Source organism: Hydrogenophaga sp. GW456-12-10-14-TSB4 (genome assembly GCF_059424305.1).
The window spans coordinates 42514-68024 of the sequence record NZ_JBWKZH010000008.1 but is presented as its reverse complement, the minus strand read 5'-3'; the positions used below and the strand labels follow the sequence as shown (position 1 = coordinate 68024).

The following is a 25511-nucleotide window of genomic DNA, read 5'->3' as shown; positions in this document are numbered from 1 at the left end:
CAAAACACCATGACCACTTCCCTCAAGACCGGCGACACGATGTCGTTTCGCAAGACCCTCACCGTGGCCGAGCAGGCCATGTACACCGGCATCAGCGGCAACCTCGCGCCGTTGTACGTCGACCAGCGCGCCGCGCGCGCGGCCGGCTTCGAGCACATGCTCGCTTTTGAACTCAACGGCGTGGCCCTGGCCACCACCGCGCTCAACCGCCTGACCGGCCCGGGCTGGCGCCTGGCGGGCCTGGCCATCGACTTCAGCGCACCGGTGCAGGTGGGTCAGACGGTGGAGTCGCGCGTCGAGGTGACGGCCGCCGACACCGGCCGCATCACCTGCAGCGTGCGCTGCGCCGTCGCCGGCGGCGACACCGTGGCCCAGGGCAGCGCGACGCTGGTCCCCGTCAAGGCAGGCTGAGCATGTACGACCTCAAACCCTTCGACAGCCTGCACGTCGGCGACGAGGTGTCGGTCAGCAAGACCATCACCGAAGCCGACGGGGCGCTCTACATCGCCGCCACCGGCGACTTCGGCCCGGTGCACGTGGACGATGCCTACGCCGAAACCACGCGCTTCGGCCGCCGCCTCGCGCCCGGCATCATGGTGGCGGGCATCTGCACCAACGTGCTCACGGCCGAACTCGCGGGCACGCTGGGCGTGTCGATCGAGGACCGTTTCTGGTTCACCGGCCCGGTGTTCTACGGCGACACGATCGCGTTCCGCGTCTGGATCCACGAGATGAACGCCGAGACGCGCACCGTCACCTGGCAGGCCAGCGCAGCCAACGAAGAAGGCAAGGAAGTGCTCAAGGCCGAGGCGACGCTGAAGTTCCCGCGCGTGAAGCCGCGCGTGGAGGCGGCGCCATGAGCGCCGGCCCGGTGCTGCACATCGTGCGCGTGGACATCGCGCCCGAGCACGAGGATGCCTTCAACCGCTGGTACGAGGCGGTGCACATTCCCGCGCTGCTGGCCTGCCCGGGCTGGTTCTCCGCGCGCCGCTTCGTCTCGCTCGAAGACGGCCCGAAGTACGCCGCCATCTACGAGGTGGCCGGCGACTGGGTGTACGACACGCCCGAGTTCCACGCCGTCAAGGGCTTCATGGAGTTCACGCCCCACGTCAGCAACTTCATGCGCCAGCGGCTCGCACCGCTGACACCGGTGGCGGCATGAAGATCCTGCGGGCGCGCGCCCTCACGAAGAAGGCCTTCGCGCCGTTCGGCCAGGTGATCGAGCTGGAGGGCGCGCGCCAGTTCGACATCAACGGCGGTACCACGCGGCGCTTTCACGACCTGGCACAGATCGACACCCTGGCCGAAGGCGGCCGGCCCATCGTCAACCTGTTCCGCGCCCAGCCCCGCGCGCAACCCGTTCGGCTGCAGCTGATGGAGCGCCACCCGCTCGGCTCCCAGGCCTTCATTCCCCTGGCGGCGCAGCGCTACATCGTGGTGGTCGCGCCCGACGCGGGCGGGACGCCCGGGCCGCTGCAGGCCTTCATCAGCAAGGGCTGGCAGGGGGTGAACTATGACCGCAACGTCTGGCACCACCCGTTGCTGGCGCTGGACATGATCAGCGACTTCCTGGTGGTCGATCGCGGAGGCGAAGGCCACAACCTGGAAGAGTCGCCGCTGGACGAGGCGATCGAGGTGCGCTGGCCCGGCCCGGTCTGAGGCCCCCTCAGACCGCCTCCAGCGCCAGCACAGCGGTCGCCGTGTTGGAGATCGGGATGTGGTAATTGCGGTGCAAGGGCCGCACGCCCGCGCCGGCGGCCGTGAGCGCGGCGCGCATGGCCAGCCACTGCAGCAGCTCCACGCCCTGCGTGCCCGCCTTCTCCACGATCTCGTGGATGCTGAACTGCGTCGCCCACTGCGGGTTGCTCTGCAGGCTGTCGAGGAACTGCAGGTCGAAGGCCTTGTTGATGAAGCCGGCGCGCTCGCCGTCGAGCTGGTGCGACAGGCCGCCCGAGGCGATCACCGCGACCTTCTTGTCGCTGTCCCACGAACGGATCGCCTCGCCCACGGCCCGGCCCAGGGCGTAGACGCGGCTGGCCTTGGGCAGCGGGAACTGCACGGTGTTGATGCAGACCGGCACCACCGTCACGGGGCACTCGCCTTCCGGCCAGAACAGCTTGAGCGGCAGCGTGCAGGCGTGATCGACCAGCATCTCCTGGCAGCTCACGACGTCGAATTCCTTCTCGACCAGGGCCTCGATGAGGTGCCAGGACAGCCCGGGCTCGCCCCGCAACGGTGGCAGGGTGGGAATGCCCCAGCCTTCATCGGCGTTGTGGTATTCGGCCGCCGCGCCGATGGCGAAGGTCGGCATCTTGTCGAGGAAGAAGTTGAGCCCGTGGTCGTTGTAGAACATGACGACCACGTCGGACCGCTGCTCGCCGAGCCAGGCCCGGATGGGCGGAAAGCCGTCGAAGAAGGGTTTCCAGTACGGCTCCTGCTGCAGGCCCTTGTGGATCGCCCCGCCGATGGCGGGGATGTGCGAGGTGCCGAGACCGCCGATGATGCGTGCCATGGTGTGTGCTCCGGGAGGGTTCAGGAATGGTTGGCCGCCAGCAGGCGGGCCTGGAATTCGGCTTTGCTCAGGCCGGTCTGCTGAGCGCCGATGTCCTGCATGTCGAGCTTGAAGATGCCGGCGAACTTGGCCAGGTAGTAGGCGTTGCCGCCGGCCTCGATCAGCTGCAGCACGTTGCGGGCGCGGATGGCCGCGGCCTGCGGTTCGGTCAGCCCGAAGCGGCGCATGTAGGCCTCTTCATCGGCCAGGAAGGCCGTGCGGTTGCGCTCCTCGTTGAACGAGAAGCACATCTTGTTCAGGGCGTAGCCCTTGCGGGCCTGCCGGCCGTCGAAAGGCGTGGTGCCGGGAATCTCGGGCAGCGGTGCGCTCATGGGGATCTCCTGGGGAAGGCGTTGGAATGCCTGCAGTGTTCCCCGTCCATTGCCAAAGATAAACCGATGGATGATCATAGGAATCATGAGCAAATTCGATTGGTCGGATCTGGATGCCCGACTGCTGCGCCTGCTGGTGACGGTGGTGGAGACCGGCTCCATCACCGGGGCCGCGCAGCGCCTGGGGGTCACGCAGTCGGCGGTGAGCCACCTGCTGGACAAGCTGCGCGGCATCACTGGCGATGCGCTGTTCGTCAAGCGCGGGCGCGGCATCGCGGCCACCGCGCGCGCCGAAGCCCTCGCGGTGGAGGCCCGACGGCTGCTGGATGAACTGGAGCGTTTCGCGCGCTCGGGCAGTTTCTCGCCGGCCGACTGGCACACCACCCTGACCCTCGCGGCCAACGACTTCCAGCGCGACGTGCTGCTGCCCGCGCTGGCGGCCCGACTGCGCGAGCAGGCGCCGGGCGTGGCGCTGCGCGTCATCCCGTCGGACATCCCTTCGCTGGCGATGCTGCGCGACGGGCATTGCCAGGTCGCCATCAGCCCGCGCCCGCCCGAGGGCAGCGACATCGTGCAGAAGCGCCTGTTCGAGGACCGCTACCGGGTGTTCTACGACCCGGCGGCGCGCGAGGCGCCGACCACCAGGGCGGAGTACCTGGCAGCCGACCACGCCACCGTGGTCTACGAACCGCGGCGGGCGCTGGACCTGGACCAGCACCTGGCCGCCAAGGGCGTGCAGCGCCGCTTCGCCGTGATGGTCCCGGGCTTCGCCGGCCTGCCGCCCTTCCTGCGGGGCAGCCGGCTGCTGGCCACCGCGCCAGGGCTGTTGCAGCGCTCGCCGCTGATGCAGGGCCTGGCCAGCGTCAAGGTGCCCGTGCCCTGCCCCGGCATGCCGATGTACCTGATCTGGCACCTGCGCCACCAGCAGGACCCGGCCCACCGGTGGCTGCGCGCGCAGATCGAGGCCGTGGCCCGGCCGCTGCGTTAGATGTCGCCCGGCACGGCCGCGTAGGCCAGTTCGTACCGGCCCTGCGTGATCTCGCTCGCGCCCATCGCCGCCAGCGCCTCGGGCGACAGCTCGCCCTGCGCGAGCGCGGCCAGTGCGGTGGCGTCGTAGGCTGTCAGCAGCAGCACCCAGTCGGCCACGGCGTCACCGCCGCGGATCTTCTGCTCGGTGGTGGGTGCGATCGCAGGCGCGCGGTGGCGCAGCAGGTGCGCACCGGTAAGGCCGGCGCAACCAGGCCAGGCAGCGATGCGCGCGGCGAGCGCCGCGCGCAGGCCTTCGGCAGCTTCAGGCCCCCGGGGCGACAGGCGCACCGTCAGCGCATGGGTGGCGGTGACACCGCCGCACGAGGCCAGCACCTCGCACTGGCTGCGCACCATGTGGCGGTGGTGCGGCATCATCTGCACCGACCAGGGCGACGGGGCGTTGAGCCGCTGCAGGTAGGCCGCCGAGGCCAGGACCTCGCGGTCCTCCAGCTCGTACATCACGAACACGCCGTCGCCCCCGCCGGCCTGCCGCCAGCGCGAAGCGCGCCGGAAGCCGGGGATGCCCAGGCGCTCCGGGAAGTGCTCGTGGGCATGCCAGTGCGCGAACTCGTCGAACTCGGCCGCGCCGATCTCCCACCACATGGCCAGCGCGGCACCGCCCAGCAAGGCCATGCCTCACTTCCCCGCGCGCATCCGGGCCAGTTCCTCGGCCACCTGTTTGTAGGTGGCCTCGCCGACTTCGCGCGAAAACTTGTCCACCACCGGCTGCACCTTCTGGCGCAGGCGCGCGAGCTCGGGCGCCGCGACCTCGTTGACCTGCATGGTTTTCTTCAACCCGTCGATGGCCTGCGCCTCCTTGGCCTGCGTGGCCTCGCGCTGCAGCTTCTTCGCTTCCTCGGCCGACTCGCGGATGATGCGGCGCTCGGTCTCCGACATGCCGTCCCAGGTCTTCTTGCTCATGAGCAGCGGCATGCCGGTGTAGACGTGGCGCGAGAGCGAGAGGAATTTCTGCACCTCGGCGAACTTGGCCGACTCGATCACGCCCAGCGGGTTGTCCTGGCCGTCCACGGTGCGCGACTCCAGCGCGCCGTAGAGCTCGCCGAAGGTCATGGGCACCGGGTTGGCTCCCAGGGTGGTGAACAGGTCGATGAAGATGGGCGAGGCGATCACCCGGATCTTCAGGCCCTGGATGTCTTCCTGGCGCGCGATCGGGCGGCGGCTGTTCGTGAGGTGGCGAAAGCCCAGGTCCCACACGCCCAGGCCGATCACGCCGTGCGGCGCGAGGTCGTCCATCAGCCGGCGGCCGACGGGGCCGTCGGCGATGGCATAGGCCTCCTGCGCGTTGTTGAACAGGAAGGGCAGGTCGAACACCATCTGCTGCTTGTCGATGGAGGCCACCAGGCCGGTGGCCATGGAAGTGAAGTCCAGCGTGCCGCCCCGGATGGCCGAGAGGTTCTGCGGGTCGCTGCCGAGCACCGCGCCCGGGAACAGCGCCACCTTCATCTTGCCGCCGCTCTTCTGCGCCACGGCGTCGGCGAATTTTTTGGCGCCGGTGCCCAGGGGATGGTCCTGGGCCAGGCTGAAGGCGAAGCGCAGGGTGCGCTCCTTCACGTCTTGCGCCTGCGCGGCCACCGCGCCGAACAGCGCGGCGCCGGCGGCCAGGCTCACGAAGGCGCGCCGCCAAGGGTTGATCGTGGTGTGCTTCATGGGCCCTTGTCTCCTGTTTGGGTGTGTGGTGGAGCGCGCATCATGCACATTTATTGAAAGGCTTTCAACTTTTTTATTTCTTTCAAAAATTGAAAGATGTCATCATTCGATCTTTCCCACCCACCGACCCGGAGCGCACGGATGAGCGGTTCCCTCGAAAAATCCCTGGCCATCCTGGAGTACCTGGCGCACTGCCCCGACGGCGCGCCGCTGGTGCAGATCGCCACCGACCTGAACCAGCTGCGCAGCGGCTGCCACCGCACGCTGCACGAGCTGATCCGCTTCGGCTACGTGCGCCAGCTGCCGCAGCGGGGCGACTACGCGCTGACCACCAAGCTGGCCTCCATGGGCCTGAGTTTCCTGAGCCGCTCGGGCGTGGTCGACATCGCGCAGCCGGTGATCAACCGCCTGGCCGAGGCCACCGAGGAACTGGTGCGCCTGGCCATCGTGGACGGGGAACGGCTCACGCTGGTGGCCAAGGCGCAGGGCGCGCGCAGCGGCCTCAAGTACGACCCCGACATGGGCATCGACCTGCGGCTGTCCTGCAGCGCGGCCGGGCATGCCTGGCTGATGACGCTGACGGAGGACGCCGCCATCGCCTGCGTCACGCGCCAGGGCATGGGCGAGCCGCTGCACCATGGGCCCAACGCGCCGACCAGCATCAAGGCCCTGCTCGCCATGCTCGACGAGCACCGCGCGCGCGGCTTCAGCCTGATCCAGGACGTCTACGCGCCGGGCATGAGCTCGATGGCGGCGCCGGTGGCGCGGCCGAAGGAACCGGCCACGGGCGTGATCGTGATCGCCGGCCCGTCTTCGCGCCTCACGCGCCAGCGCATGCTGGGGTTCGGCCCGCTGCTGCAGGCCGCCGCCGACGAGCTGGCGGCCGCCGGCCCCGCCTCGCCCCTGCTGAAGGCCGCCAACGTGGGCACCTGGGGCAATGTGAGCGAGGCGCCCGCGCGCAGCCGCGCGAGCGATGGCGCACAATCACGCCTCCCGCCAGAGAACCGCCGATGAACACCGAACTGGAAAACCACAAACTCGAGAAACGTCTGTGCCGCGAGGTCGGCCGCGCGATCGTGGACTACAACATGATCGAGGAAGGCGACCGCGTGATGGTCTGCCTCTCGGGCGGCAAGGACAGCTACGGCATGCTCGACATCCTGCAGAAGCTGCAGGCGCGCGCGCCGATCCGCTTCGAGCTGATCGTGGTCAACCTCGACCAGAAGCAGCCGGGCTTCCCGGCCGACATCCTGCCCGCCTACCTCACGAAGCTGGGCGTGAAGTTCCACATCGAGAACCAGGACACGTACTCCATCGTCAAGCGCGTGATCCCCGAAGGCAAGACGATGTGCAGCCTGTGCAGCCGCCTGCGCCGGGGCATCCTCTACCGCGTGGCCGGCGAGCTCGGCGCGACCAAGATCGCGCTCGGCCACCACCGCGACGACATCCTTCAGACGCTGCTGCTCAACATGTTCTTCGGCGCCAAGCTCAAGGGCATGCCCCCGAAGCTGGTGAGCGACGACGGCCAGCACGTGGTGATCCGCCCCATGGCCTACGTGGCCGAGAAGGACCTCAGCCGCTGGGCCGAGCTGCGCGAGTTCCCCATCATTCCCTGCACGCTCTGCGGCAGCCAGGAGAACCTGCAGCGCAAGCAGGTGGGCCTGATGCTCAAGGACTGGGAGAAGCGCTTCCCCGGCCGGATCGAGAACATGTTCACCGCCCTGCAGAACGTGGTGCCCAGCCACCTGATGGACCGCGCGCTGTTTCCTTTTGAAACCATCCGCGCCACCGGCGAGGCCAGCGAGGACGGCGACAAGGCCTTCGACGAGGAGCCCCTGCCCGCGCCGGCACGCGCGGTGCCCCCGGACGCGGACTGGCTGGCCTCCCAAGGGAACGGTTCGGCGCCTGCCGCAGTCATACCGATTGCCGCGGCGCACTGAGCCTTCTGCTCGGGCGACCGCCAGGGCCATTCAGGAGGCTTCATGACCATTCACACCTTCTTGCGCGCCTTCAAGGTGTTGGCCGTCGGCACCGCGCTGGCGGTGCTCGGCGGCTGCGCCAGCGTGTACCTGGTGGACAACCAGGTGCAGAGTTTCTCGCGCTGGGCCGACCAGGCGGCCAAGCCCGGCACGCCGGTGACGGTGCCGCAGGCGCCGCAGATCTACCGCTTCGAGCGCCTGCCGTCGCAGCGCGAGGGCAAGATCGCGACCGGCCAGGACGAGCTGGAGCGCCTGGCCCAGCAAGCCTTGGTGAAAGTGGGCTGGACCCGCGCGGCCGAGGGCACGTCGTCGCCCTGGCTGGTGCAGGTGGAGGCCAGCACGCTGCGCCTGCCGCGCGCGCCCTGGGAGAGCCCGTACGACGGCTACTGGGGCGGTTATTGGGGCGGCGGTTTCGGCCCAGGCTTTGGCTACGCGATGCCGGGGCGCGACTACGTGGTGACCGGGCGCGGCCAGATCATCTGGATGCCGATGTACCCGCGCATGGAGTCGCCGTATTACAAGCGCGAGGTGTCGCTGGTGATCCGCCACGCCGCCAGCGGCAAGGTGGTCTACGAGACCCGTGCCGCGCACGACGGCCGCTGGAACAGCACGAACGGCCTGTGGGCGGCCATGCTGGACGCGGCGCTGCGCGACTTCCCTGCGCCCCCGGAAGGCCCGCGCCAGGTCAACATCGAAGTGCCGCGCTGAGCGGCCCTCAGCCGGTCGCGCGCTCGAGCAGCTCGCGGATGGCTTCGCCCAGGGCGTCCATGCTGTCCTGCTTGCCCATCACCTCGCACACGCCGGCGTCGGTCGCTTCGGCGATCAGCTTGTCGTTGACGTGCCCCGAGACGATGGCCACGCGCAAACCCGGGCGCAGCCCGCGCAGCTCACGCGCCACCTCCACCCCCGAGAGGCCCGGCATGTTCTGGTCGGTCACGACGAGGTCCACCGGGTCGTCGGGGTGCTCGCGCAGCCAGGCCAGCGCCGCCTCGCCCGACTCGAAGGTGCTGGCGCGGTAGCCCTGCTTGCGCAGCAGGCGCCCGACCAGGAACACCAGGGCCTCGTAGTCGTCGATGTAGAGCACGTGCTTGCCCGGCGCCACTGGCGCGGCGGCCGTCGCGGGCGAGGCCGCGACCGGCGCCTCGGCCTCCGCTCCTTCGGCGCCCGAAGCCAGGGGCAGGTAGACATCGAAACGGGCGCCCTCGCCCGGGCGGCTGTGCAGCGCGATCACACCCCGGTGCGCCTTGACGATGCCGTGCACCACCGCCAGCCCCAGGCCGGTGCCCGCGCCCGGGGCCTTGGTGGTGAAGAAGGGCTCGAAGATGCGCTGCTGCGTGGCCTCGTCCATGCCCGGCCCGTTGTCGGCCACGCTCAGGCAGGCGTAGGCGCCGCCGGCCAGGCCGCCCAGCTGCAGGCCCTGCGAGGCGTCCAGCCGGACCTCGCGCAGCGCCACGGTGATGTCGCCCGAGCCGCCCTCCAGGGCCTGCCAGGCGTTGGTGCACAGGTTCATCAGCACCTGCTGCATCTGGGTCGCATCGGCCAGCACCGGCAACCCGGCGGCGGGCAGGCGCGCCACCAGCTTCAGGCCGGCGGGCAGCAGCGAGCGCATCAGGCCCAGGGCCTCCTCCACCAGCGGGGTGAGCGGCTGGCGCACCATTTCCTGCGTCTGGCGCCGGCTGAAGGTGAGGATCTGCTGCACCAGCTGGCGCGCGCGGATGGCCGCGCGGTTGATCTCGGTCAGGCTCTCCTGCGCCGGGTGCTGCTCGCCGAGGTCCTCGCGCGCCAGCACGAGGTTGCCGAGGATGGCGGCGAGCAGGTTGTTGAAGTCGTGCGCCACGCCGCCGGCCAGGGTGCCGATGGCCTCCATCTTCTGGGATTCGCGCAGTTGCACTTCGAGCGCGCGGTGCTGCGCTTCGGCCTGCTTGTGTTCGGTGATGTCGGTGTGCGTGCCGACCATGCGCACGGGCCGTCCGGTGTCGTCGCGCGAGAGCACCATGCCGCGCGACAGCACCCATTTCCAGCGGCCGTCCTTGCAGCGGATGCGGTGCTCGTTGCGGTACACCGGGGCGTGGCCCTCGAAGTGGGCCCGCCGGTCGGCCAGCATCTGCGGCACATCGTCGGGGTGGGTGCGCGCATCGAGCTCGGCCGAAAAGTTGGCGATGTCCTCGTTGTCGTAGCCGAACATCGCCTTGATGCCGGGCGAGAAGAACTCTTCGCCGGTGGTCAGGTTCCAGTCCCAGACACCGTCGCCCGCGCTCTCCAGCGCCAGCTTCCAGAGCGCCTCGCTGGCGTGCAGCGCGGCCTCGGCCTCCTTGCGGTCGGTGATGTCGAACAGCACCCCCACGCGGAGGAAGCCGGTGGCGTCGGCCGACACGGCGCACGAGCGATTGCAGATCCATTTGACGGTGCCGTCGGGCAGCACGACCCGGAACTCGGTCTCCAGATGGGATTGCCCGGCCAGGATGGCCTGCCGGTCGCGCTCCAGCATGGCCTGATCTTCCGGGTGGAAGTAACGCCCGAGCAAGGCGGGGTTGCGCATGAGATCGTCGGCCTCGAAGCCGTAGATGTCGCGGATGCCGGCGCTCAGGAAGCGGTACTCGCGCCCGCCGTCGTTGCGCACGTGCACGGCGAACACGGCGCCGGGCACCTGGGAGGTGATCAGGCGCAGCTGCTCTTCGTTCTCGCGCAGGGTTTTCTGGTCGCGCATGCGGTCGGAGACGTCCTCCACCGTGCCTTCGTAGTACCGCAGCACCCCGGCCGCGTCGCGCACCGCGTGCGCGTTCTCGCTGATCCAGACGCGCTCGCGCGTGCGGTGGCGGTGGATTTCGGAGACGAAGCCGCGCACGAAGCCGTCGCGCTCCAGCTGGCACTTGAACTCGGCCCGGCGCACGGGGTCGACGTACCACTCGAGCGCGATGTCGTTCACCGCCGCCAGCAGCTCCCCTTCCGAGGCATAGCCGTTGAGCGCCACCAGCGCCTGGTTGGCGCGCAGCATCCGGCCCTCGGGCGAGCTGCGGTAGGCCCCGATCGGCAGGAAATTGAAGAGCGAGGAAAAATCCCCGTCGGACGGAGACGGCGACGTCGTCATGTTTCGGATTGTGTCGCAAACCCCGGTTTTCACACCGCCGCAGCCCCCCGGACAGTGGCGCTCCCGGTACAGTTGCAGTCTTTCGCCCCGCGTTCAAGGACCCGCTTTGCAAGTCACCCGCATCCTGGCCGTGCGCCATGGAGAAACCGCCTGGAACCGCGACACCCGCATCCAGGGCCACACCGACATCGCCCTCAACGAGCGCGGCCGCTGGCAGGCCGCCCAGCTGGCCGAAGCGCTGCGCGACGAACCGATTGCCGCCGTCTACGCCAGCGACCTCGGCCGCGCCTTTGAAACCGCGCAGGCGGTGGCCCGCGTCAAGAACCTCAGCGTGACGCCCCACAAGGGCCTGCGCGAGCGCCACTTCGGGCGCTTCGAGGGCCAGACCTGGGCCGAGCTCGAACAGCGCTGGCCGACCGAGGCACTGGCCTGGCGCAAGCGCATGCCCGATTTCGCGCCGGCCGGCGGCGAGTCGCTGGAGCAGCTGCAGCGCCGCGTGATCCCGACCGTGCTCGACCTGGCCTCGCGCCACCCCGGGGAGCAGGTGCTGATGGTGGCGCACGGCGGCGTGCTCGACATCCTGTACCGCGCCGCCACGCGCCTGGAGCTCACCGCCCCGCGCAGCTGGGAGCTGCCCAACACCGCGATCAACCGCCTGCTGTGGTCGCCCGAGGGGCTGAGCCTGGTCGGCTGGGCCGACACCCACCACCTGCAGTCCGGAGCCCCACTCGATGAACGCGCTGCCTGAACTTGCGCGCCCTTCGCGCTGGCAGAACGCCAGAGAGCTGATCGGCCAGGACGTGTCGCAACTCGACACGCCGGCCCTGGTGGTCGACCTCGACGCCATGGAGCGCAACCTCGCGCACATGGCCGCCTACGCCAGGGCCCACAGCCTGCGGCTGCGGCCGCACGCCAAGATGCACAAGAGCGCCGACCTCGCCCGGCTGCAGATGGCCCACGGCGCGGTGGGCGTCTGCGTGCAGAAGACGGACGAGGCCCTGGCGCTGGCCCGCGGCGGCGTGACCGACATCTACATCAGCAACGAAGTGATCGCCCTGCCCAAGCTGCAGCGGCTGGCACAGGCGGTGCGCACGCTGCCCGACACGCGGTTTGCGATCGCCGTGGACAGCGCGGCCGGCGTGCTGCGGCTGGCACAGGCGCTGGAGGCCGCCAGCGTGGGCGGCGAGAACCGCATCGACGTGTTTGTGGAAATCGATGTCGGCCAGGGCCGCTGCGGCGTGCCGCCCGGCGAACCGGCCGTGGACCTGGCCCGGCTGATCGCCCAGCACCCGGTGCTGCGCTTCGCCGGGCTGCAGGCCTACCACGGGGGTGCGCAGCACCGGCGCGACCCGGCCGAGCGCGCCAAGGCCATCGGCGAAGCGGCCTGGGCCGCCGCGCTCACGCGCGAACGGCTGCAGGCGGCCGGCTTCACGGTGCCGCTGATCACCGGCGCGGGCACCGGCACCTTCGCGCTGGAAACGGCCAGCCGCGTCTGGGGCGAGCTGCAGGTGGGCTCCTACCTGTTCATGGACGCCGACTACGCGCGCAACGAAAGCGCGCCGCAGGCCCCGGTGTTCGAGCATGCGCTGTTCCTCAAGGCCCAGGTGATGAGCCGCAGCGCCCAGCACGCGGTGTGCGACGCCGGCCACAAGAGCCACGCCATCGACAGCGGTCTGCCGGCGGTGTGGAGCCCGCCGGGCCTGGTGTTCGCCAACGGCGGGGACGAGCACGGCATCCTGCGCCCCGCCCACGCGGGCCAGGCGCTGCCCAACCTGGGCGATACCGTCTGGCTGGTGCCCGGCCACTGCGACCCCACGGTCAACCTGCACGACCTCATGTTCGGCGTGCGCGGCGGCCTCTCCGGCGGCAAGGTGGAGCGCTTGATCCCGGTGGACACGCGCGGCGCGCTGGGCTGAGCGCCCGCGCCGGCTCAGGGCGCGAACACCATCGCGTCCAGCCCCAGGGCGCGGATGCGCGCCGCGGCTTCGTCGGCCTGCGCGCGGCTGGCAAACGGCCCCACGCGCACCCGGGTGAGCTCGCCCTTGGGCGATTCGACCTTCTGCTGGATGGCCGGGAAACCCGCCTCGACCAGGCGCGCGTGGGCCTTGTCCGCGTTGCCGGGGTCGGCGAACAGCCCGACGTTGATGCCATGGGCCTGTGGCGGCGTGGGCGGCGCCACCGGCGCCTTGGGGGCCACCACCTTGGAGACGGCCACCGCCTTGGCGGGGGGCGGTGCAGGTGCAGGCGGCTCGGGCTCGGTCACCACGGCGGGTGCGACCGGTGGAGCCTCCGCGACTGGGGGTGCCGGCAGCACCGGCGGCGTCACGATCACCGGTGCGGGCTCGGGCACCGGCTCCGGCGCAGGGGGCGGCGATTCGGCTGCGGCCGGCACCACGGCCGCCAGCGCCGGCGGCTCGATGACCCGGGCCTCGGGCGCCGCCGGCAGGCCCGCCTTCGACCCGCCCAGCCAGACCGCCGCCAGCGCGCCGGCCAACAGCAGGTTGACGACCACCAGCCCCCAGAGCCGCCGCTTCGAGCTCGCCCGCTTCTCCAGCGCGGCACAGGCCTCGCGCACGGTGCGGGCCTCGCGCACCGCGCGCGTCATGCGGCGGCGGGTGTCGGCGTGCAGCAGGGCGTTGCCGTAGGCGCCGGGAATCGCGATGCTCAGCAACAGCAGCGTCAGCAGCACGCCCCACTCGACCGACGTGGGCCACTGCAGAAAGCGCCGGGCCACCACCAGCACCAGCAGCGCCAGCCCCTGGGCGCAAGCCAGGTACACCAGCGCCGAACCCCAGAGCTGGCGGAACACCATCCAGTTCAGGGTGAGCAGGCCGGCCGCCGGGTTCCAGACCGGGCTGGCGCGGCCGGCGTCGTCGAAGCGCTCGAAGACCGCCAGGTAGTGCGCCGTGTTCACCGGCCCCAGCGCGGCGCGGTACAGCGCGGCGGTGGCACTCTGCGGGGCGGTCGCGGTGGGCGGCGGGTTGGCGGACATGCCCGCGATTCTGGCACGGGCATGCGGGTTGATGCCAAGGGTGAAAACACCGGCTTCTGCCCACAATGCGCGCATGCCTCGCTCGCGCCCCCCACGCCGCCCATGAGCCCGAACCAGATCATCGTGCTGGCCACGCCGGTGTTCTTCGCGCTGATCGCGGTCGAGTACGCGATCGGCTTGAAGCGCCGGCGCAACACCTACCGGCTCGACGACGCCATCACCAGCATCGGCCTGGGCATGCTCAGCCAGATCAGCGCGGTGTTCACCCGGCTGCTGCGCGTGGGCCTGTACACCGCCGTCTACTCGGCGGTAGCGATCTGGCCCGACCACCCGTTCTGGACCAGTTGGGCCGGCTGGCTGACCGCGCTGGTGTTCTACGACTTCTGCTACTACTGGCTGCACCGCGCCGGGCACGAGAGCGCCGTCTTCTGGGCCGCGCACGTGGTGCACCACCAGAGCCAGGACTACAACCTCTCGACCGCGCTGCGCCAGACCAGCTCGGGCGCGCTGCTGGGCTGGCTCTTCTACCTGCCGATGGCCGTGGCCGGCGTGCCGCCGCTGGTGTTCGGCGTGGTGGCGCTGATCGACCTGCTCTACCAGTTCTGGGTGCACACCGAGCAGGTCGGCAAGCTCGGCTGGTTCGACCGCTGGTTCTGCAGCCCCTCCAACCACCGCGTGCACCACGCGGTGAACGACCGCTACCTCGACCGCAACTACGGCGGCATCCTGATCGTGTGGGACCGCCTGTTCGGCAGCTTCAGGGAAGAGGACGAAAAGTGCGTGTACGGCACGCGCAAGCCCCTGCAGAGCTGGGACCCGCTGTGGGCCAACGGCGAGGTGTACTGGGGCCTGCTGCGCGACAGCTGGCACACCCGGCGCTGGGCCGACAAGCTGCGCGTGTGGCTCAAGCCGCCGGGCTGGCGGCCGGCCGACGTGGCCGCGCGCTTCCCGGCCCCCACGTTCGACCTCGCCGGCGTGCAGCGCTACGCCCCCCCCATGAGCGCCGCCGTGCGCTGGTTCGCGGGCGCGCAGTTCGTGGCGCTGCTCGCGGGCGTGGCGGTTTTCCTGTGGTTCGCCGACGCCTGGCCGCTCTCGCGCAGTGCGGTGGTGTTCAGCGTGCTGCTGGTGGCGCTGTGGGCCATCGGCGCGGTGATGCAGGGCCGCATCGGCATGGGCGAGGCGCTGCTGATCGAATGCGGCGCCCTGGCCATGGCCACCGCCGCGCTGGGCTGGCTGGAGCTGCACCGGGTGTTCAAGCCGCTGGCCATGCTGATCGCCATGGCCGTGGTGGGGGCGCATGCGCGCGGCGCGGGCGGCGTGCGGCGCGCCGATGCCCTGCTGCTGGCCGCGCTCGCGCTGTCCCTGGCCGGTGACGTGTTCCTGATGCTGTCGGGCTACTTCATCCCGGGCCTGGTGGCCTTTCTGCTGGCCCACCTGGCCTACATCGCGCTGTTCCGCCTGGGCCTGCCCTGGTTCCCGAGCCGGCGCGCGCTGGCGGCCACGCTGGGCCTGGGCGTGGCGATGTACAGCTTTCTGTGGCTGGGTGGCCTGCCGGCCGGCCTGCGCGCGCCGGTGGCGGCCTATGTGCTGGTGATCGCGCTGATGGCCGCGCAGGCCATCGGCCGCGCCGCTGCGCACCGCGACCGCGCGGCCCTGGCGGTGGCCCTGGGCGCGGGCTTCTTCATGCTGAGCGACTCGCTGCTGGCAACCAACAAGTTCGTGTCGCCGCTGCCGATGTCGCAGGTGTGGGTGCTGAGCACCTATTACGCGGCGCAGGTGCTGATCGTGGCGGGCATGCTGCGCGGCCGGCGCGACGGCGCCGAACCGGCCACCCTCACGGGCTGGCCGGCGGCGCGTTCCTCGCTCGCTGACGGGCACCCACGCTGACCATCCGGTCCGACAGCTGCTTCAGGCGCGCGTCGGCCTGCGGCCTGTCGAGCGTGCCCCGGTGCTTACCCACTTCCAGCGTCATGACCTCCAGCACGATGCCGTGCAGCTCGCGGATGTCTGCCATCGCGGGCACGTTGGGTTGGGGCCCGAGCGCGGCCAGTTCTTCATCGATGGCCCGGTAGGCCGGGATGTGGCGCTCGGCCATCGCGTCGACGAACTGGGCCTCGCTCAGGCGTTTCTCCTTGTGGGCTCTGGCGTCCTGCTGCAGCGCGGCCTCGGCCGCCTTCAGGCGGGGCAGCAGGTCCGTCAGGCGCGCCTGGGCATCGAACAACTGCCGGTGGTCCACACCGGGCCGGGCCAGCCCCACCAGCGCGCCCACCAGCAGCACGGTGGCCGCCATCGCCATCACCTGGCGGCGCCGGCGCAGGCCGCGCGTGGCGCGCTCGTCGATCAATTCCACGAGCAACCAGGCCAGCACAGCCCCCATCACCAGCCCGCCCACGTGGGCCGCGTTGTCGATGCCGGGGCGCGCAAACCCCTGCCCCAGCATGATGAGCACGAACACGCCCTGGCTGGTCAGCAGTTGCGTCGCCATGGCCTTGGGCACGCTCGCGCGGTGCTGGTACACGCCGACCAGCAGCGCGCCCAGCACGCCGAACACCGCGCCCGAGGCCCCGACCGACACCGCCTGCTGCGACGAGAAATGCAGGCTGAGCGCGCTGCCCGCCAGCCCCGCCGCCAGGTAGATCAGCAGGAACTGGCCATTGCCGAACCAGCGGCACACCCGCCGCCCGGCGTCCCACAGCGCAAACATGTTCAGGCCCAGGTGCAGCGCACCGCCGTGCAGCGCGGTGGCGCTGAGCAGGCGCCAGTATTCGCCGTCGCGCGCCACGGCGGTGGCCGAGTTCGCCCCCCAGGCGAACAGTTCGGCCGAGGTCGGTTGCGTGGGACTCATGCCGTCGAACAGGTTGAGCACCCACACCGCCACGTTGACCGCGATCACCACGTACAGCGCCCAGGGCGTGGGGGTGAGGGTGCGCAAGCGCTCCTCGAAAGCGTCGTGCGCCAGCATCTCGTCCAGCCGCTGGTTCAGCGCCACCTGAGCCTGGCCGGTGGCGTGGCGCTGGAAGGCCAGCAGCGCCGCCTGCGCCGCCGGCTGCCGTTCGGCGCGGGGCAAGGGCGCGAGCGCGATGATGCGCTTGAGCCCCCGCCGGAACAGGCCCGCCGTCGCGGCCTGCGAGGCCGCGCCTTCGCGAAGCCGGATCTGGATCTGGTGCTGGCCTTGCATCACCAGGTGCTCCACATCGGCCACGTCGCTCCAGGGAATCGTCTGCCCCTTGAGCAGGTAGCCGCCGATGCCGTCGGGGCCGACGCGCAGGATGGGGTGCGCACTCAGCAAGGGTTGCAGCAGCAACCAGGCCATCAAACCGAAGAGCAGCGCCAGCCCACCCAACAGCCAGGCGCCGCGCGGCGCGGCCAGGGCGCCCGCCGCGAAGCCTGCGGCCATGAGGGCCACGAGCGCCGCCACCCAGACCGCGCTGCCGCGCCAGGTCGCTCGAAACGCCTGGCTGTGCTCCGCGTCAGTCGGCAAAGAGTTCGCCCGCGTTGCTCGGCGGTGCCACGCCCAGGTGGCGGTAGGCCGCCAGCGTGGCGATGCGCCCGCGCGGCGTGCGCTGCAGGAAGCCCTGCTGGATCAGGTAGGGCTCGATCACGTCCTCGATGGTGTCGCGCTCCTCGCCGATGCTGGCCGCGATGTTGTCCAGGCCCACCGGCCCGCCGTCGAAACGGTGGATCACGGCTTCGAGCAGCTTGCGGTCCATCAGGTCGAAGCCCTGCGGGTCCACGTCGAGCATGGCCAGCGCGCGGTTGGCGATGTCCTGGGTGATGACGCCGCGGCCCTTGACTTCGGCGAAGTCGCGCACACGGCGCAGCAGGCGGTTGGCGATGCGCGGCGTGCCGCGCGAGCGGCGCGCGATCTCGAAGCCGCCCTCGTCTTCCATCGGTGCGTTCAGCAGGCCCGCGCTGCGCTTGACGATGCGCGCCAGTTCCTCGGACGTGTAGAACTCCAGCCGCGCAACGATACCGAAGCGGTCGCGCAACGGGTTGGTCAGCATGCCCGCGCGCGTGGTCGCACCCACCAGGGTGAAGGGCTGCAGGTCCAACTTGATGCTGCGCGCGGCCGGGCCCTCGCCGATCATGATGTCGATCTGGTAGTCCTCCAGCGCGGGGTACAGGATTTCCTCGACGACCGGGCTGAGCCGGTGGATCTCGTCGATGAACAGCACATCGTTCGCCTCCAGATTGGTCAGCAGCGCGGCCAGGTCCTTGGGTTTTTCGAGCACCGGGCCGCTGGTCTGGCGCAGGTTCACCCCGAGCTCCTGGGCGATGATGTGCGAGAGCGTGGTCTTGCCCAGCCCCGGCGGGCCGAACAGCAGCACGTGGTCCAGTGCTTCGCTGCGCTTCTTGGCCGCGCCGATGAAGATTTCGAGCTGCTCGCGCACCTTGGTCTGGCCGACGTACTCGTCGAGCAGCTTGGGGCGCAGCGCGCGCTCGATCGCCTCTTCCTTGGGCGAGGCCGGCGCGGCGGAGACCACGCGCGGCGCGGGGGTGAAGTCGTCGGTCTGGATGCTCATGGTTTATTTCGCCAGGGCCTTGAGCGCGAGCTTGATGCCCTCGCTCACCCCCACGTCCTTGGGCAGGGCCTTGAGCGCGGCGGTGGCATCCTTGTCGCTGTAGCCCAGGGCCATCAGCGCCTGCTGGATGTCGCTCTGCACGTCGCTCTGGGCCGGGCCGGCCCCCGGCAGGTTCAGGTCGGCACCGAGCTTGCCCTTGAGTTCGAGCAGCAGGCGCTCGGCGGTCTTCTTGCCGATGCCGGGCACCTTGACGATGCGCCCGCTCTCCTGCGCGCTCACGGCCTGCGCGAGGTCGGCCACGCTCATGCCCGAGAGCACCGACAGCGCGGTGCGCGGGCCGACGCCGCTGATCTTGATGAGCTGGCGGAACGCCTCGCGCTCGGGGGCGGTGCCGAAGCCGTAGAGGATCTGCGCATCCTCACGCACCACGAAGTGCGTGAGCAGGGCGACTTTCTCGCCGGCGGCGGGCAGGTTGTAGAAGGTGCTCATGGGCACGTCCACCTCGTAGCCCACCCCGTGGCAGTCCAGCAGGATCTGGGGCGGGTTCTTTTCCAGCAACGTACCGGTCAACTTGCCTATCATCGGTGAATTCCTTGGTTCATTGGATTATCGGTTTGATTCTCAGGCACACCTTCTCCCCGCCGGACAACACCCGCATGGCGCACCTCTGCGGCCCCATGGACAGCCACATCCGCAGCATCGAAGCCGCTTTGCAGGTCAAGGTGGCGCACCGCTTCGAGCAGTTCCGCATCGAAGGGCCGAAAGCCAAGGCCACCCAGGCGCTGGAAACCCTGCAGGCGCTGTACGAGATGGCGAAACGGCCGATCCCCGCCGAACAGGTGCAGCTCATGCTCAGCGGCGACACCGCCCTGGCCGACCCGGGCGACGGCGCGCTGGCCATGCAGACCCGGCGCGGCGAGGTGCGCGGGCGCACGCCCAACCAGGCGCGCTACCTGGAAAACATGGCCACGCACGACATCACCTTCGGCATCGGCCCGGCCGGCACCGGCAAGACCTACCTGGCCGTGGCCTGCGCGGTCGATGCGCTGGAGCGCAGCGCGGTGCAACGCATCGTGCTCACGCGCCCGGCGGTGGAGGCGGGCGAAAAGCTCGGCTTCCTGCCCGGCGACCTCGGCCAGAAAGTGGACCCTTACCTGCGCCCGCTGTACGACGCGCTCTACGACCTGATGGGCGCCGACAAGGTGCAGAAAGCCTTCGAGCGGCAGCAGATCGAGATCGCACCGCTGGCCTTCATGCGCGGGCGCACGCTCAACCACGCCTTCGTGATCCTGGACGAAGCGCAGAACACCACCGTCGAGCAGATGAAGATGTTCCTCACGCGCATCGGCTTCGGCAGCAAGGCGGTGGTGACGGGCGACGTGAGCCAGATCGACCTGCCGCGCACGCAGCTCAGCGGCCTCATCGACGCCGAGCGCGTGCTCAAGCGGGTGCAAGGCATTGCGTTCACCCGCCTGTCCAGCGCCGATGTGGTGCGCCACCCCCTGGTGGCGCGCATCGTGGACGCCTACGATGCCCGTACCCCCGACGCTGACGCCGCACCGCCGCCCAAGCGCGCGCGCCGCGCCGCCCACTGACGCCACACACCGCATGCTCACACGCACCCTGCTCGCCAGCCTTGTCGCCGTGCTGGCCCTCGATGCCTCCGCCCAGGGCTCGGCAACACCACAACCCCAGCTGGTCTTCAGCAGCCAGGCCGTGCAGTACAAATGCGACGGCGGCAGCGAGATCGAACTGGCCTACCTGAACCTGAGCAACGGCACCTCGTTCGCGGCGTTGCACCACGGCGGCCGCACGCTGATGCTGCAGGGCCGCCGTGCCACCACGGGCGTTCGCTTCTTCGCCCTGGACCCGCAGTCCCGGCTGAGCTGGTACACGCAAGGCATGAAGGGGGAACTGAGTGCCATCGCCGCCGACCCCAACACGCAAGACCAGACCCTGATGTCCAACTGCTTCGCCCAACCGGCCAAACGCTGATGGCCAAACTGCCCGCCCTCTCCCTCTCCTTGCAGTTCGGTGAGCTCGCCGATGCCGCCGCGCACCGCGCCGCCCTGCCCCGCCACTGGGTGATCCGCTGCATCCGCCACGCGCTGGACGCCGACGCCGAGATCACCGTGCGCATCGTCGATGCCGAAGAAGGCCAGGCGCTCAACCGCGACTACCGCGGCCGCGACTACGCCACCAACGTGCTCACCTTCGACTACGCCACCGAGCCGGTGGTGATGGCCGACCTCGTGCTCTGCGCCCCCGTGATCGCGCGCGAAGCGGCCGAGCTGAAAAAACCCCTGGCCGAGCACTACGCCCACCTGCTGGTGCACGGCACCCTGCACGCGCAGGGCTGGGACCACGAAACCGGCGAGGAAGACGCCGAGGAAATGGAAGCGCGCGAGACCGAGATCCTCGCGGGCCTGGGCCAGCCGGATCCCTACGCTTAGGCCGTCATCCGCAGCGGGATGGTCACCGGCCCGTCGTTGACCAGGTGCACCTTCATGTCGGCCCCGAAGCGGCCGGTCTGCACCAGCGGGTGCGCCGAACGCGCCGCCTGCACGAAAGCCTCGTAGAGCGCCTCGCCCAGCGCGGGCGGCGCTGCGCCGGTGAAGCCCGGGCGGTTGCCGCTGCGCGTGTCGGCCGCCAGGGTGAACTGGCTCACGATCAGCAGGCCGCCGCCGATGTCCTGCACGCTGCGGTTCATCTTGCCGGCGTCGTCGCTGAAGATGCGCAGCTTCAGCACCTTGGCCAGCAGCTTCTCGCCCACGGCCTCGGTGTCGTCGGGTTCCGCGCACAGCAGCAACAGCAGGCCCGGGCCGATGGCGCCCACGGTCTGGCCGTCGATGTCCACACGCGCTTCGCTCACGCGTTGCAGCAGCGAAATCATTTCAGGTCGTCCTCGTCGAAAAAATGGGCTTCCACGTCGCTGGGCAGCAGCTGGATGGTGGCGCGCAACCCCGGCACTGCGCTCATCAAGGCCTGCTCCACGCTGCCCCGCACAGCGGCCGCGCGCCCGAGCGTCCAGCCCGCCGGCATGTGCATGTGCAGGTCCACGAAGCGCCGCTGGCCCGCGCGGCGCGTGCTCACGTGGTCGAAGCGGATGATGTGGGTCGGGCCGTGCGACAGGGCGAAGCCTTCCAATGTCTGCTGGATGGCCGCCATCACCTCGGGCTCCACGGCCTCGTCCATCAGGCCCTGCGACGAGCGCCAGGCCAGGCGCGCACCTTCCTTGAGGATGTTGAGCGCCACGGCCATGGCCACCAGCGGGTCGAGCCAGAGCCAACCCGTGAACGCAACCAGCACGACGCCGACCAGCACGCCGGCCGAGGTCCAGACGTCGGAAAACAGGTGTTTGGCGTCGGCCTCGAGCGCGATCGAGCGGTGCGTCTTTGAGGCCTGCAGCATGGTCCAGGCCAGGCCGCCGTTGAGCACCGAACTGGCCACCGACAGCGCCAGGCCCCAGCCCACCTGTTCGATTGGCTGCGGGTTCATCAGGCGGCTGCCGGCAGCCCAGAGGATGCCGAGCCCGGCCGCGATGATGAGGATGCCCTCGAAGCCCGAGGAGAAGTACTCCGCCTTGTGGTGCCCGTAGGGGTGGTCTTCGTCGGCCGGCCGCGCGGCAATGGTCACCATCACCAGGCCGACCACGGCGCTGGCCAGGTTCACCAGCGACTCCATGGCGTCGGACAGCAGGCCCACTGAATCGGTGACCACCCAGGCCAGGGTCTTGAGCACGATGGTGGCCACCGCCACCCCGATCGACGCCATCAGCAGGCGCCGCGGGGTGAGGAAACGGGCGGGGACAAAACGCATGCCGCCATTGTGCCGGCTGCGGGCATGCCAGAATCCGCCGCATGTGGCAGTCATGGCAGCGCTTGAAGTGGTGGGTGAGTGGCGGAATCCTGCTGTCCGTGGCGGGCGCGGTGCTGCTGGCGCGCCTGTCGCTCGACGAACAGCGCAACCTCTTCGAGACCGACGCGCGCATCGTCCACCGCCTGCTGAGCCAGCAGGTGGTGCAGCACGACGCGATGCTGGCCACGCTGGCGCTGCTGCAACCCGTGCCCGACAGCAGCAGCGGCGCCTCCTCGCCCGAGCAACGCCTGCCGGTGCTCTACCCCCAGATCCTCAGCGTGCAGCGGCGCGACCCCGAGCAGCGCTGGAACGACCCGCTGCTGACCCAGGCCGAGACGCGCTCGCGCCAGGCCCGCCGCGCCGCGCTGGGTGGGCTGGACCTGCCCGCCGGGCGCTACCAGCTGGTGCTGGCCGCCACGCCCACCAGCTACGCCCTGACGATCGACATGCGCGCCATGGTGCCCTGGTCCGAATGGCCCATGCAGGCCGACACCAGCCCGGTGCGCGTGACGCTGGAGCACGAGGGCCGGCGCTACGTGGTGCAACCCGGAGCGGCCCTGGACGAGCGGCCCGCGCGCGGCTGGCACTTCGCCTTCCACAAGCTGCTGGCGGCCGAGAGCCAGCCATTCGACGTGGTCGCCACGCTCACCGTCGGCTGGGGCCAGCTGCCCTGGGGCTTCATGCTGGCCTGGGTGCTGGGCGTGGCCGCGCTGCTGGCGGCGCTGCACCACCTGCAGCGCCAGCGCAGCGCGCGCCGCCGCGCCGAGGAACTGCTGCGCCTGGGTCAGGTGGCGCGCCTGAACACATTGGGCGAGCTCGCCGCCGGCATGGCGCACGAGCTGAACCAGCCGCTGACCGCCGTGCTGGCCAACACCCAGGCCGCGCAGCGCCTGCTGAATGAAGACCCACCCGAGCTCGCCACTGCGCGCAGCGCCATGCTGCAGGCGGCGGCGCAGGCGCGCCGCGCCGCCGAGGTGGTGGGCCGCCTGCGCCAGACCGTCGAACGGCCCGACCGCAGCGGCCAGCACCAGCCCGTGGCAGCGGTGGAGGCCGTGCGCCGCGCGCTCTACCTGCTGGAGCCCGAATGCCAGCGGCGCGGCGTGGTGCCGGTGCTCGATGCGCCGCAGGCGGTGACGCTGCTGGCCGACCCGGTGGCGCTGGACCAGATCGTGCACAACCTCATCCTCAACGCGCTGCAGGCGCTGGAGCAGGTGCCCGTGGCACAGCGCCGGCTCGTGCTCACGGTGTCGGCCCAGGAGCGCCGGGGCGAGATCACCGTGGCCGACAACGGCCCGGGCATCCCGCCCGAGGTACTGCCCCGCCTGTTCGAGCCCTTCTTTTCCACGCGCAAGGGCGGGCTCGGCCTGGGCCTGAGCCTGTGCGAGACCCTCGCCAACGGCATGGGCGGCACGCTGGGCGCGGCCAACGCGCCCGAGGGCGGCGCGGTGTTCCGGCTGCAACTGCCGCTGGCGGACGGTCTCGCATGAGCCACTCACCCGACACCCTCTCGCCCACCGTGCACCTGATCGACGACGACCAGGCGGTGCGCGACGGCCTGGGCCTGCTGATCGGCACCGTGGGCCTGCGCGTGCAGCCCTGGGGCGACCCGCAGGCCTTTCTGCGCGACTTCGACCGCGAGGGCATCGGCGCCATCGTGCTCGACGTGCGCATGCCCGGCATCAGCGGCCTGAGCGTGCTCGACACCCTGGTGGCCCAGGGCGTGGACCAGCCGGTGATCATGCTCACCGGCCACGGCACCGTGGACATGTGCCGGCGCGCCTTCAAGGCCGGTGCGGCGGAGTTCCTGGAAAAGCCGGTGAACGACGAAGCCCTGCTCGAAGCCTTGCAGCACGCGGTGCGCCAGCACGTGCGCTCGCGCCAGCGCAACGAGGCCGACCGCGCGGCCCGGGAGCGCTATGCGCAGCTTTCCGAGCGCGAGCGCGAGGTGCTGGGCCTGATCGTCGAGGGCCTGACCAACAAGGAAATCGGCCGCGCGCTGGGCCTCTCGCCGCGCACGGTGGAAACCCACCGCGCCAACCTGTTCGCCAAGCTGCAGGCGCCTTCGCTGGCGCAACTGATCCGGCACTACGCCGCGCTGGTGGACGCCCACGACGCGCCGGGCACTGCGTAGTTCTACGGAGGGCCGCGCGTAGGCGCCCGAATGGTGGTTCCGGGCGCGAATTTCTACAGTTCTCCCACGGTTGATCGAACCGTTTCACAACACCCGGAGAACTCCATGCAAGCCTTCGTCAAAGCGTCCATCCTCGCCGTTTCCCTCAGCGCCGCCGCCCTGGCCAGCGCGCAGAGCGTGCGCGTGGAGAAGAACATGTCGCTCGAACTCGCCACCCAGATCGCCAGCGCCACCGTCGCCGCCTGCAGCACCGCCGGCTACAACGTGGCGGCCACGGTGGTGGACCGCGCCGGTGGTGTGCGCGCCGTGATGCGCGCCGACAACGCCGGCCCGCACACGCTGGAAGCCAGCCGCCTGAAGGCCTTCACCTCGGCCTCGGCGAAGAACAACACGCTGGCCATCATGGAAGGCGCGCAGAAGAACCCGGCCGCCGCCAACCTGACCGACATCCCCGGCTACCTGCTGCTGGGCGGTGGCGTGCCGGTGAAGGTGGGCAACGAGGTGATCGGTGCGGTGGGCGTGGGCGGTGCGCCCGGCGGCCACCTGGACGAGCAGTGCGCCATCGCCGCGCTCGACAAGGTCAAGGACCAGCTGAAGTGAAACGCCGCACGTTGCTGACGATCACCAGCCTGTTGATGGCGATCGCCTCGGCACCGGCCTGGGCCCAGGTGGCGCCCAGCGCCAGCGAGGCCTCGGCCTACAGCGGCCTGCACGCGGCGGCACATCAGGGCGACGCCGCGAAGATCGCGCGCCTGGTGGCCGGCGGCGCGGCGCTCGATGCCACCGACGCACGCGGTCGCACGCCTTTGCACGTGGCGACCTTCGCGCGGCAGCGCGAGGCGATCCGCGCGCTGGTGAAGGCGGGCGCCGACATCAACCGACTGGAGAACGACCGCTACGACGCGGTGACGATCGCTTCGGTGGCGGACGATGAAGAGACGCTGCGGTTGTTGTTGCAGCTGGGCGCGAGCGCGAAGCAGACGACCAGCCGCTACGACGGCACGGCCTTGATCGCGGCGGCGCACCTGGGTCACGATGGGGTGGTGCGCCAGCTCATTGCCGCCGGTGCACCGCTGGACCACGTGAACAACCTGCACTGGACAGCGACGATCGAGTCCATCGTGCTGGGCGACGGGGGTCCACGCCACCAGGCCACGCTCAAGGCGCTGATCGATGCGGGGGCCGGTTTGCAGTTGGCGGACCGGTCGGGGCAGACGCCTTTGGCTTTGGCGCGGTCTCGCGGGTACTCGGCCATGGTGACGATGCTGGAGAAGGCTGGGGCTCGCTGAGTCTTTTGCTTTTTTGGCTTCTTCTCTCGGCCTGAGTGCGTGGGGGCGGAGGGCTCCGCGACTGTCCCCCG

At 70.4% G+C, this 25511-nt stretch carries 29 protein-coding genes; 18 read left to right on the top strand and 11 right to left on the bottom strand.

Features of this window, described 5'->3' with window-relative positions:
• Nucleotides 1–9: 9 nt before the first annotated feature.
• The 4 genes from AC07ZS_RS06500 to AC07ZS_RS06485 are packed head-to-tail and all read left to right on the top strand — an operon-like array spanning nucleotide 10 to nucleotide 1659.
• A complete protein-coding gene (locus tag AC07ZS_RS06500) occupies nucleotides 10–411 on the top strand; it encodes a MaoC/PaaZ C-terminal domain-containing protein (RefSeq protein WP_494797765.1) in 402 nt (133 codons plus the stop codon).
• Between the two features lie 2 nt (nucleotides 412–413).
• Nucleotides 414–860: a MaoC family dehydratase gene (locus tag AC07ZS_RS06495; protein ID WP_494797764.1), complete on the top strand. Its 447-nt coding sequence runs from the start codon at nucleotides 414–416 to the stop codon at nucleotides 858–860.
• The gene (locus tag AC07ZS_RS06490; RefSeq protein WP_494797763.1) at nucleotides 857–1162 is read left to right on the top strand and encodes a hypothetical protein; all 306 of its coding nucleotides are present in this window, start codon (nucleotides 857–859) and stop codon (nucleotides 1160–1162) included. The genes AC07ZS_RS06495 and AC07ZS_RS06490 overlap by 4 nt, the downstream gene beginning before the upstream one ends.
• Complete coding sequence (locus tag AC07ZS_RS06485; RefSeq protein WP_494797762.1) at nucleotides 1159–1659, top strand: ureidoglycolate lyase; 501 nt, start codon at nucleotides 1159–1161, stop codon at nucleotides 1657–1659. Before AC07ZS_RS06490 ends, AC07ZS_RS06485 begins: the two co-directional genes overlap by 4 nt.
• A gap of 7 nt (nucleotides 1660–1666) precedes the next feature.
• On the opposite strand, the gene AC07ZS_RS06480 is transcribed toward AC07ZS_RS06485, so the two are convergent.
• Together AC07ZS_RS06480 and AC07ZS_RS06475 are read right to left on the bottom strand one after the other, a co-directional pair.
• Entirely contained in the window at nucleotides 1667–2512 is an 846-nt protein-coding gene (locus AC07ZS_RS06480; protein WP_494797761.1) for a class III extradiol dioxygenase family protein, read from the bottom strand.
• A gap of 20 nt (nucleotides 2513–2532) precedes the next feature.
• Nucleotides 2533–2883, bottom strand: coding sequence for a protocatechuate 4,5-dioxygenase subunit alpha (locus AC07ZS_RS06475; protein ID WP_494797760.1), 351 nt, complete (start codon nucleotides 2881–2883; stop codon nucleotides 2533–2535).
• An 85-nt stretch (nucleotides 2884–2968) separates the two neighbouring features.
• Here AC07ZS_RS06475 and AC07ZS_RS06470 point away from each other — a divergent pair, with 85 nt between their 5' ends.
• The gene (locus AC07ZS_RS06470) at nucleotides 2969–3871 is read left to right on the top strand and encodes a LysR family transcriptional regulator (RefSeq protein ID WP_494797759.1); all 903 of its coding nucleotides are present in this window, start codon (nucleotides 2969–2971) and stop codon (nucleotides 3869–3871) included.
• Here AC07ZS_RS06470 and AC07ZS_RS06465 read toward each other — a convergent pair.
• Both AC07ZS_RS06465 and AC07ZS_RS06460 read right to left on the bottom strand, forming a co-directional pair.
• Nucleotides 3868–4545 (bottom strand): hypothetical protein, encoded by a 678-nt coding sequence (locus AC07ZS_RS06465; protein ID WP_494797758.1) that lies wholly within the window; start codon nucleotides 4543–4545, stop codon nucleotides 3868–3870. The genes AC07ZS_RS06470 and AC07ZS_RS06465 overlap by 4 nt on opposite strands.
• Nucleotides 4546–4548: 3 nt before the next feature.
• On the bottom strand, nucleotides 4549–5580 hold the full coding sequence (locus AC07ZS_RS06460) for a TRAP transporter substrate-binding protein (protein ID WP_494797757.1): 1032 nt from the start codon (nucleotides 5578–5580) through the stop codon (nucleotides 4549–4551).
• Nucleotides 5581–5721: 141 nt separating this feature from the next.
• Between AC07ZS_RS06460 and AC07ZS_RS06455 the strand changes: the two genes are divergently transcribed.
• Genes AC07ZS_RS06455 through AC07ZS_RS06445 form a run of 3 tightly spaced genes read left to right on the top strand, consistent with a single transcriptional unit; the run spans nucleotide 5722 to nucleotide 8267 of the window.
• A complete protein-coding gene (locus AC07ZS_RS06455) occupies nucleotides 5722–6594 on the top strand; it encodes an IclR family transcriptional regulator (RefSeq protein ID WP_494797756.1) in 873 nt (290 codons plus the stop codon).
• On the top strand, nucleotides 6591–7520 hold the full coding sequence (ttcA, locus tag AC07ZS_RS06450; RefSeq protein WP_494797755.1) for a tRNA 2-thiocytidine(32) synthetase TtcA: 930 nt from the start codon (nucleotides 6591–6593) through the stop codon (nucleotides 7518–7520). The genes AC07ZS_RS06455 and ttcA overlap by 4 nt, the downstream gene beginning before the upstream one ends.
• A gap of 42 nt (nucleotides 7521–7562) precedes the next feature.
• Nucleotides 7563–8267 carry a hypothetical protein gene (locus AC07ZS_RS06445; RefSeq protein ID WP_494797754.1) on the top strand — a complete coding sequence of 235 codons (705 nt, stop codon included), beginning with the start codon at nucleotides 7563–7565 and terminating at the stop codon, nucleotides 8265–8267.
• A 7-nt stretch (nucleotides 8268–8274) separates the two neighbouring features.
• Here AC07ZS_RS06445 and AC07ZS_RS06440 read toward each other — a convergent pair whose 3' ends face one another.
• Entirely contained in the window at nucleotides 8275–10647 is a 2373-nt protein-coding gene (locus AC07ZS_RS06440; protein ID WP_494797753.1) for a hybrid sensor histidine kinase/response regulator, read from the bottom strand.
• Between the two features lie 106 nt (nucleotides 10648–10753).
• On the opposite strand from AC07ZS_RS06440, the gene AC07ZS_RS06435 reads away from it, so the two are divergent.
• Both AC07ZS_RS06435 and AC07ZS_RS06430 read left to right on the top strand, forming a co-directional pair.
• Nucleotides 10754–11395: a histidine phosphatase family protein gene (locus AC07ZS_RS06435; protein WP_494797752.1), complete on the top strand. Its 642-nt coding sequence runs from the start codon at nucleotides 10754–10756 to the stop codon at nucleotides 11393–11395.
• Entirely contained in the window at nucleotides 11379–12563 is a 1185-nt protein-coding gene (locus AC07ZS_RS06430; protein WP_494797751.1) for a DSD1 family PLP-dependent enzyme, read from the top strand. Before AC07ZS_RS06435 ends, AC07ZS_RS06430 begins: the two co-directional genes overlap by 17 nt.
• Before the next feature lie 14 nt (nucleotides 12564–12577).
• On the opposite strand, the gene AC07ZS_RS06425 is transcribed toward AC07ZS_RS06430, so the two are convergent.
• A complete protein-coding gene (locus tag AC07ZS_RS06425) occupies nucleotides 12578–13639 on the bottom strand; it encodes an SPOR domain-containing protein (RefSeq protein WP_494797750.1) in 1062 nt (353 codons plus the stop codon).
• A gap of 102 nt (nucleotides 13640–13741) precedes the next feature.
• On the opposite strand from AC07ZS_RS06425, the gene AC07ZS_RS06420 reads away from it, so the two are divergent.
• Nucleotides 13742–15526, top strand: a complete 1785-nt coding sequence (locus AC07ZS_RS06420) for a lysoplasmalogenase family protein (protein WP_494797749.1) — start codon at nucleotides 13742–13744, stop codon at nucleotides 15524–15526.
• Here AC07ZS_RS06420 and AC07ZS_RS06415 read toward each other — a convergent pair.
• The 3 genes from AC07ZS_RS06415 to ruvA are packed head-to-tail and all read right to left on the bottom strand — an operon-like array spanning nucleotide 15474 to nucleotide 18744.
• Nucleotides 15474–17120 carry a rhomboid family intramembrane serine protease gene (locus tag AC07ZS_RS06415; protein ID WP_494797748.1) on the bottom strand — a complete coding sequence of 549 codons (1647 nt, stop codon included), beginning with the start codon at nucleotides 17118–17120 and terminating at the stop codon, nucleotides 15474–15476. The genes AC07ZS_RS06420 and AC07ZS_RS06415 overlap by 53 nt on opposite strands.
• Nucleotides 17110–18162 carry a Holliday junction branch migration DNA helicase RuvB gene (gene ruvB / locus AC07ZS_RS06410; protein WP_494797747.1) on the bottom strand — a complete coding sequence of 351 codons (1053 nt, stop codon included), beginning with the start codon at nucleotides 18160–18162 and terminating at the stop codon, nucleotides 17110–17112. The genes AC07ZS_RS06415 and ruvB overlap by 11 nt, the downstream gene beginning before the upstream one ends.
• A gap of 3 nt (nucleotides 18163–18165) precedes the next feature.
• A complete protein-coding gene (ruvA, locus tag AC07ZS_RS06405; protein ID WP_494797746.1) occupies nucleotides 18166–18744 on the bottom strand; it encodes a Holliday junction branch migration protein RuvA in 579 nt (192 codons plus the stop codon).
• Nucleotides 18745–18776: 32 nt separating this feature from the next.
• Here ruvA and AC07ZS_RS06400 point away from each other — a divergent pair, with 32 nt between their 5' ends.
• Genes AC07ZS_RS06400 through ybeY form a run of 3 tightly spaced genes read left to right on the top strand, consistent with a single transcriptional unit; the run spans nucleotide 18777 to nucleotide 20615 of the window.
• A complete protein-coding gene (locus AC07ZS_RS06400; protein ID WP_494797745.1) occupies nucleotides 18777–19757 on the top strand; it encodes a PhoH family protein in 981 nt (326 codons plus the stop codon).
• Between the two features lie 13 nt (nucleotides 19758–19770).
• Nucleotides 19771–20157: an MliC family protein gene (locus AC07ZS_RS06395; RefSeq protein WP_382323044.1), complete on the top strand. Its 387-nt coding sequence runs from the start codon at nucleotides 19771–19773 to the stop codon at nucleotides 20155–20157.
• Nucleotides 20157–20615 (top strand): rRNA maturation RNase YbeY, encoded by a 459-nt coding sequence (gene ybeY, locus AC07ZS_RS06390; RefSeq protein ID WP_494797744.1) that lies wholly within the window; start codon nucleotides 20157–20159, stop codon nucleotides 20613–20615. The genes AC07ZS_RS06395 and ybeY overlap by 1 nt, the downstream gene beginning before the upstream one ends.
• Here ybeY and dtd read toward each other — a convergent pair.
• Together dtd and AC07ZS_RS06380 are read right to left on the bottom strand one after the other, a co-directional pair.
• Entirely contained in the window at nucleotides 20612–21055 is a 444-nt protein-coding gene (gene dtd, locus AC07ZS_RS06385; RefSeq protein ID WP_494797743.1) for a D-aminoacyl-tRNA deacylase, read from the bottom strand. The genes ybeY and dtd overlap by 4 nt on opposite strands.
• Nucleotides 21052–21981, bottom strand: coding sequence for a cation diffusion facilitator family transporter (locus AC07ZS_RS06380; RefSeq protein WP_494797742.1), 930 nt, complete (start codon nucleotides 21979–21981; stop codon nucleotides 21052–21054). The genes dtd and AC07ZS_RS06380 overlap by 4 nt, the downstream gene beginning before the upstream one ends.
• 41 nt (nucleotides 21982–22022) lie before the next feature.
• Here AC07ZS_RS06380 and AC07ZS_RS06375 point away from each other — a divergent pair, with 41 nt between their 5' ends.
• From AC07ZS_RS06375 to AC07ZS_RS06360, 4 genes are all read left to right on the top strand, one after another.
• Complete coding sequence (locus tag AC07ZS_RS06375; protein WP_494797741.1) at nucleotides 22023–23507, top strand: sensor histidine kinase; 1485 nt, start codon at nucleotides 22023–22025, stop codon at nucleotides 23505–23507.
• Nucleotides 23504–24151: a response regulator transcription factor gene (locus AC07ZS_RS06370; protein WP_494797740.1), complete on the top strand. Its 648-nt coding sequence runs from the start codon at nucleotides 23504–23506 to the stop codon at nucleotides 24149–24151. Before AC07ZS_RS06375 ends, AC07ZS_RS06370 begins: the two co-directional genes overlap by 4 nt.
• Nucleotides 24152–24256: 105 nt before the next feature.
• The gene (locus AC07ZS_RS06365) at nucleotides 24257–24751 is read left to right on the top strand and encodes a GlcG/HbpS family heme-binding protein (RefSeq protein ID WP_494797739.1); all 495 of its coding nucleotides are present in this window, start codon (nucleotides 24257–24259) and stop codon (nucleotides 24749–24751) included.
• A gap of 35 nt (nucleotides 24752–24786) precedes the next feature.
• Nucleotides 24787–25440 (top strand): ankyrin repeat domain-containing protein, encoded by a 654-nt coding sequence (locus AC07ZS_RS06360; RefSeq protein WP_494797818.1) that lies wholly within the window; start codon nucleotides 24787–24789, stop codon nucleotides 25438–25440.
• Nucleotides 25441–25511: the final 71 nt, after the last annotated feature.

Excerpts from the sequence above, each read along its gene's own strand:
- AC07ZS_RS06365 (WP_494797739.1), top strand. The coding sequence starts at position 24,257 with ATGCAAGCCTTCGTCAAAGCGTCCATCCTCGCCGTTTCCCTCAGCGCC.
- ybeY (WP_494797744.1), top strand. The coding sequence starts at position 20,157 with ATGGCCAAACTGCCCGCCCTCTCCCTCTCCTTGCAGTTCGGTGAGCTC.
- AC07ZS_RS06370 (WP_494797740.1), top strand. The coding sequence starts at position 23,504 with ATGAGCCACTCACCCGACACCCTCTCGCCCACCGTGCACCTGATCGAC.
- AC07ZS_RS06425 (WP_494797750.1), bottom strand. The coding sequence starts at position 13,639 with ATGTCCGCCAACCCGCCGCCCACCGCGACCGCCCCGCAGAGTGCCACC.
- AC07ZS_RS06485 (WP_494797762.1), top strand. The coding sequence starts at position 1,159 with ATGAAGATCCTGCGGGCGCGCGCCCTCACGAAGAAGGCCTTCGCGCCG.
- AC07ZS_RS06445 (WP_494797754.1), top strand. The coding sequence starts at position 7,563 with ATGACCATTCACACCTTCTTGCGCGCCTTCAAGGTGTTGGCCGTCGGC.
- ruvB (WP_494797747.1), bottom strand. The coding sequence starts at position 18,162 with ATGAGCATCCAGACCGACGACTTCACCCCCGCGCCGCGCGTGGTCTCC.
- AC07ZS_RS06440 (WP_494797753.1), bottom strand. The coding sequence starts at position 10,647 with ATGACGACGTCGCCGTCTCCGTCCGACGGGGATTTTTCCTCGCTCTTC.
- AC07ZS_RS06465 (WP_494797758.1), bottom strand. The coding sequence starts at position 4,545 with ATGGCCTTGCTGGGCGGTGCCGCGCTGGCCATGTGGTGGGAGATCGGC.
- AC07ZS_RS06455 (WP_494797756.1), top strand. The coding sequence starts at position 5,722 with ATGAGCGGTTCCCTCGAAAAATCCCTGGCCATCCTGGAGTACCTGGCG.
- AC07ZS_RS06495 (WP_494797764.1), top strand. The coding sequence starts at position 414 with ATGTACGACCTCAAACCCTTCGACAGCCTGCACGTCGGCGACGAGGTG.
- dtd (WP_494797743.1), bottom strand. The coding sequence starts at position 21,055 with ATGATTTCGCTGCTGCAACGCGTGAGCGAAGCGCGTGTGGACATCGAC.
- AC07ZS_RS06460 (WP_494797757.1), bottom strand. The coding sequence starts at position 5,580 with ATGAAGCACACCACGATCAACCCTTGGCGGCGCGCCTTCGTGAGCCTG.
- AC07ZS_RS06430 (WP_494797751.1), top strand. The coding sequence starts at position 11,379 with ATGAACGCGCTGCCTGAACTTGCGCGCCCTTCGCGCTGGCAGAACGCC.
- AC07ZS_RS06475 (WP_494797760.1), bottom strand. The coding sequence starts at position 2,883 with ATGAGCGCACCGCTGCCCGAGATTCCCGGCACCACGCCTTTCGACGGC.
- AC07ZS_RS06375 (WP_494797741.1), top strand. The coding sequence starts at position 22,023 with ATGTGGCAGTCATGGCAGCGCTTGAAGTGGTGGGTGAGTGGCGGAATC.
- ruvA (WP_494797746.1), bottom strand. The coding sequence starts at position 18,744 with ATGATAGGCAAGTTGACCGGTACGTTGCTGGAAAAGAACCCGCCCCAG.
- AC07ZS_RS06380 (WP_494797742.1), bottom strand. The coding sequence starts at position 21,981 with ATGCGTTTTGTCCCCGCCCGTTTCCTCACCCCGCGGCGCCTGCTGATG.
- AC07ZS_RS06490 (WP_494797763.1), top strand. The coding sequence starts at position 857 with ATGAGCGCCGGCCCGGTGCTGCACATCGTGCGCGTGGACATCGCGCCC.
- AC07ZS_RS06420 (WP_494797749.1), top strand. The coding sequence starts at position 13,742 with ATGAGCCCGAACCAGATCATCGTGCTGGCCACGCCGGTGTTCTTCGCG.
- AC07ZS_RS06360 (WP_494797818.1), top strand. The coding sequence starts at position 24,787 with ATGGCGATCGCCTCGGCACCGGCCTGGGCCCAGGTGGCGCCCAGCGCC.
- AC07ZS_RS06470 (WP_494797759.1), top strand. The coding sequence starts at position 2,969 with ATGAGCAAATTCGATTGGTCGGATCTGGATGCCCGACTGCTGCGCCTG.
- AC07ZS_RS06395 (WP_382323044.1), top strand. The coding sequence starts at position 19,771 with ATGCTCACACGCACCCTGCTCGCCAGCCTTGTCGCCGTGCTGGCCCTC.
- AC07ZS_RS06500 (WP_494797765.1), top strand. The coding sequence starts at position 10 with ATGACCACTTCCCTCAAGACCGGCGACACGATGTCGTTTCGCAAGACC.
- ttcA (WP_494797755.1), top strand. The coding sequence starts at position 6,591 with ATGAACACCGAACTGGAAAACCACAAACTCGAGAAACGTCTGTGCCGC.
- AC07ZS_RS06480 (WP_494797761.1), bottom strand. The coding sequence starts at position 2,512 with ATGGCACGCATCATCGGCGGTCTCGGCACCTCGCACATCCCCGCCATC.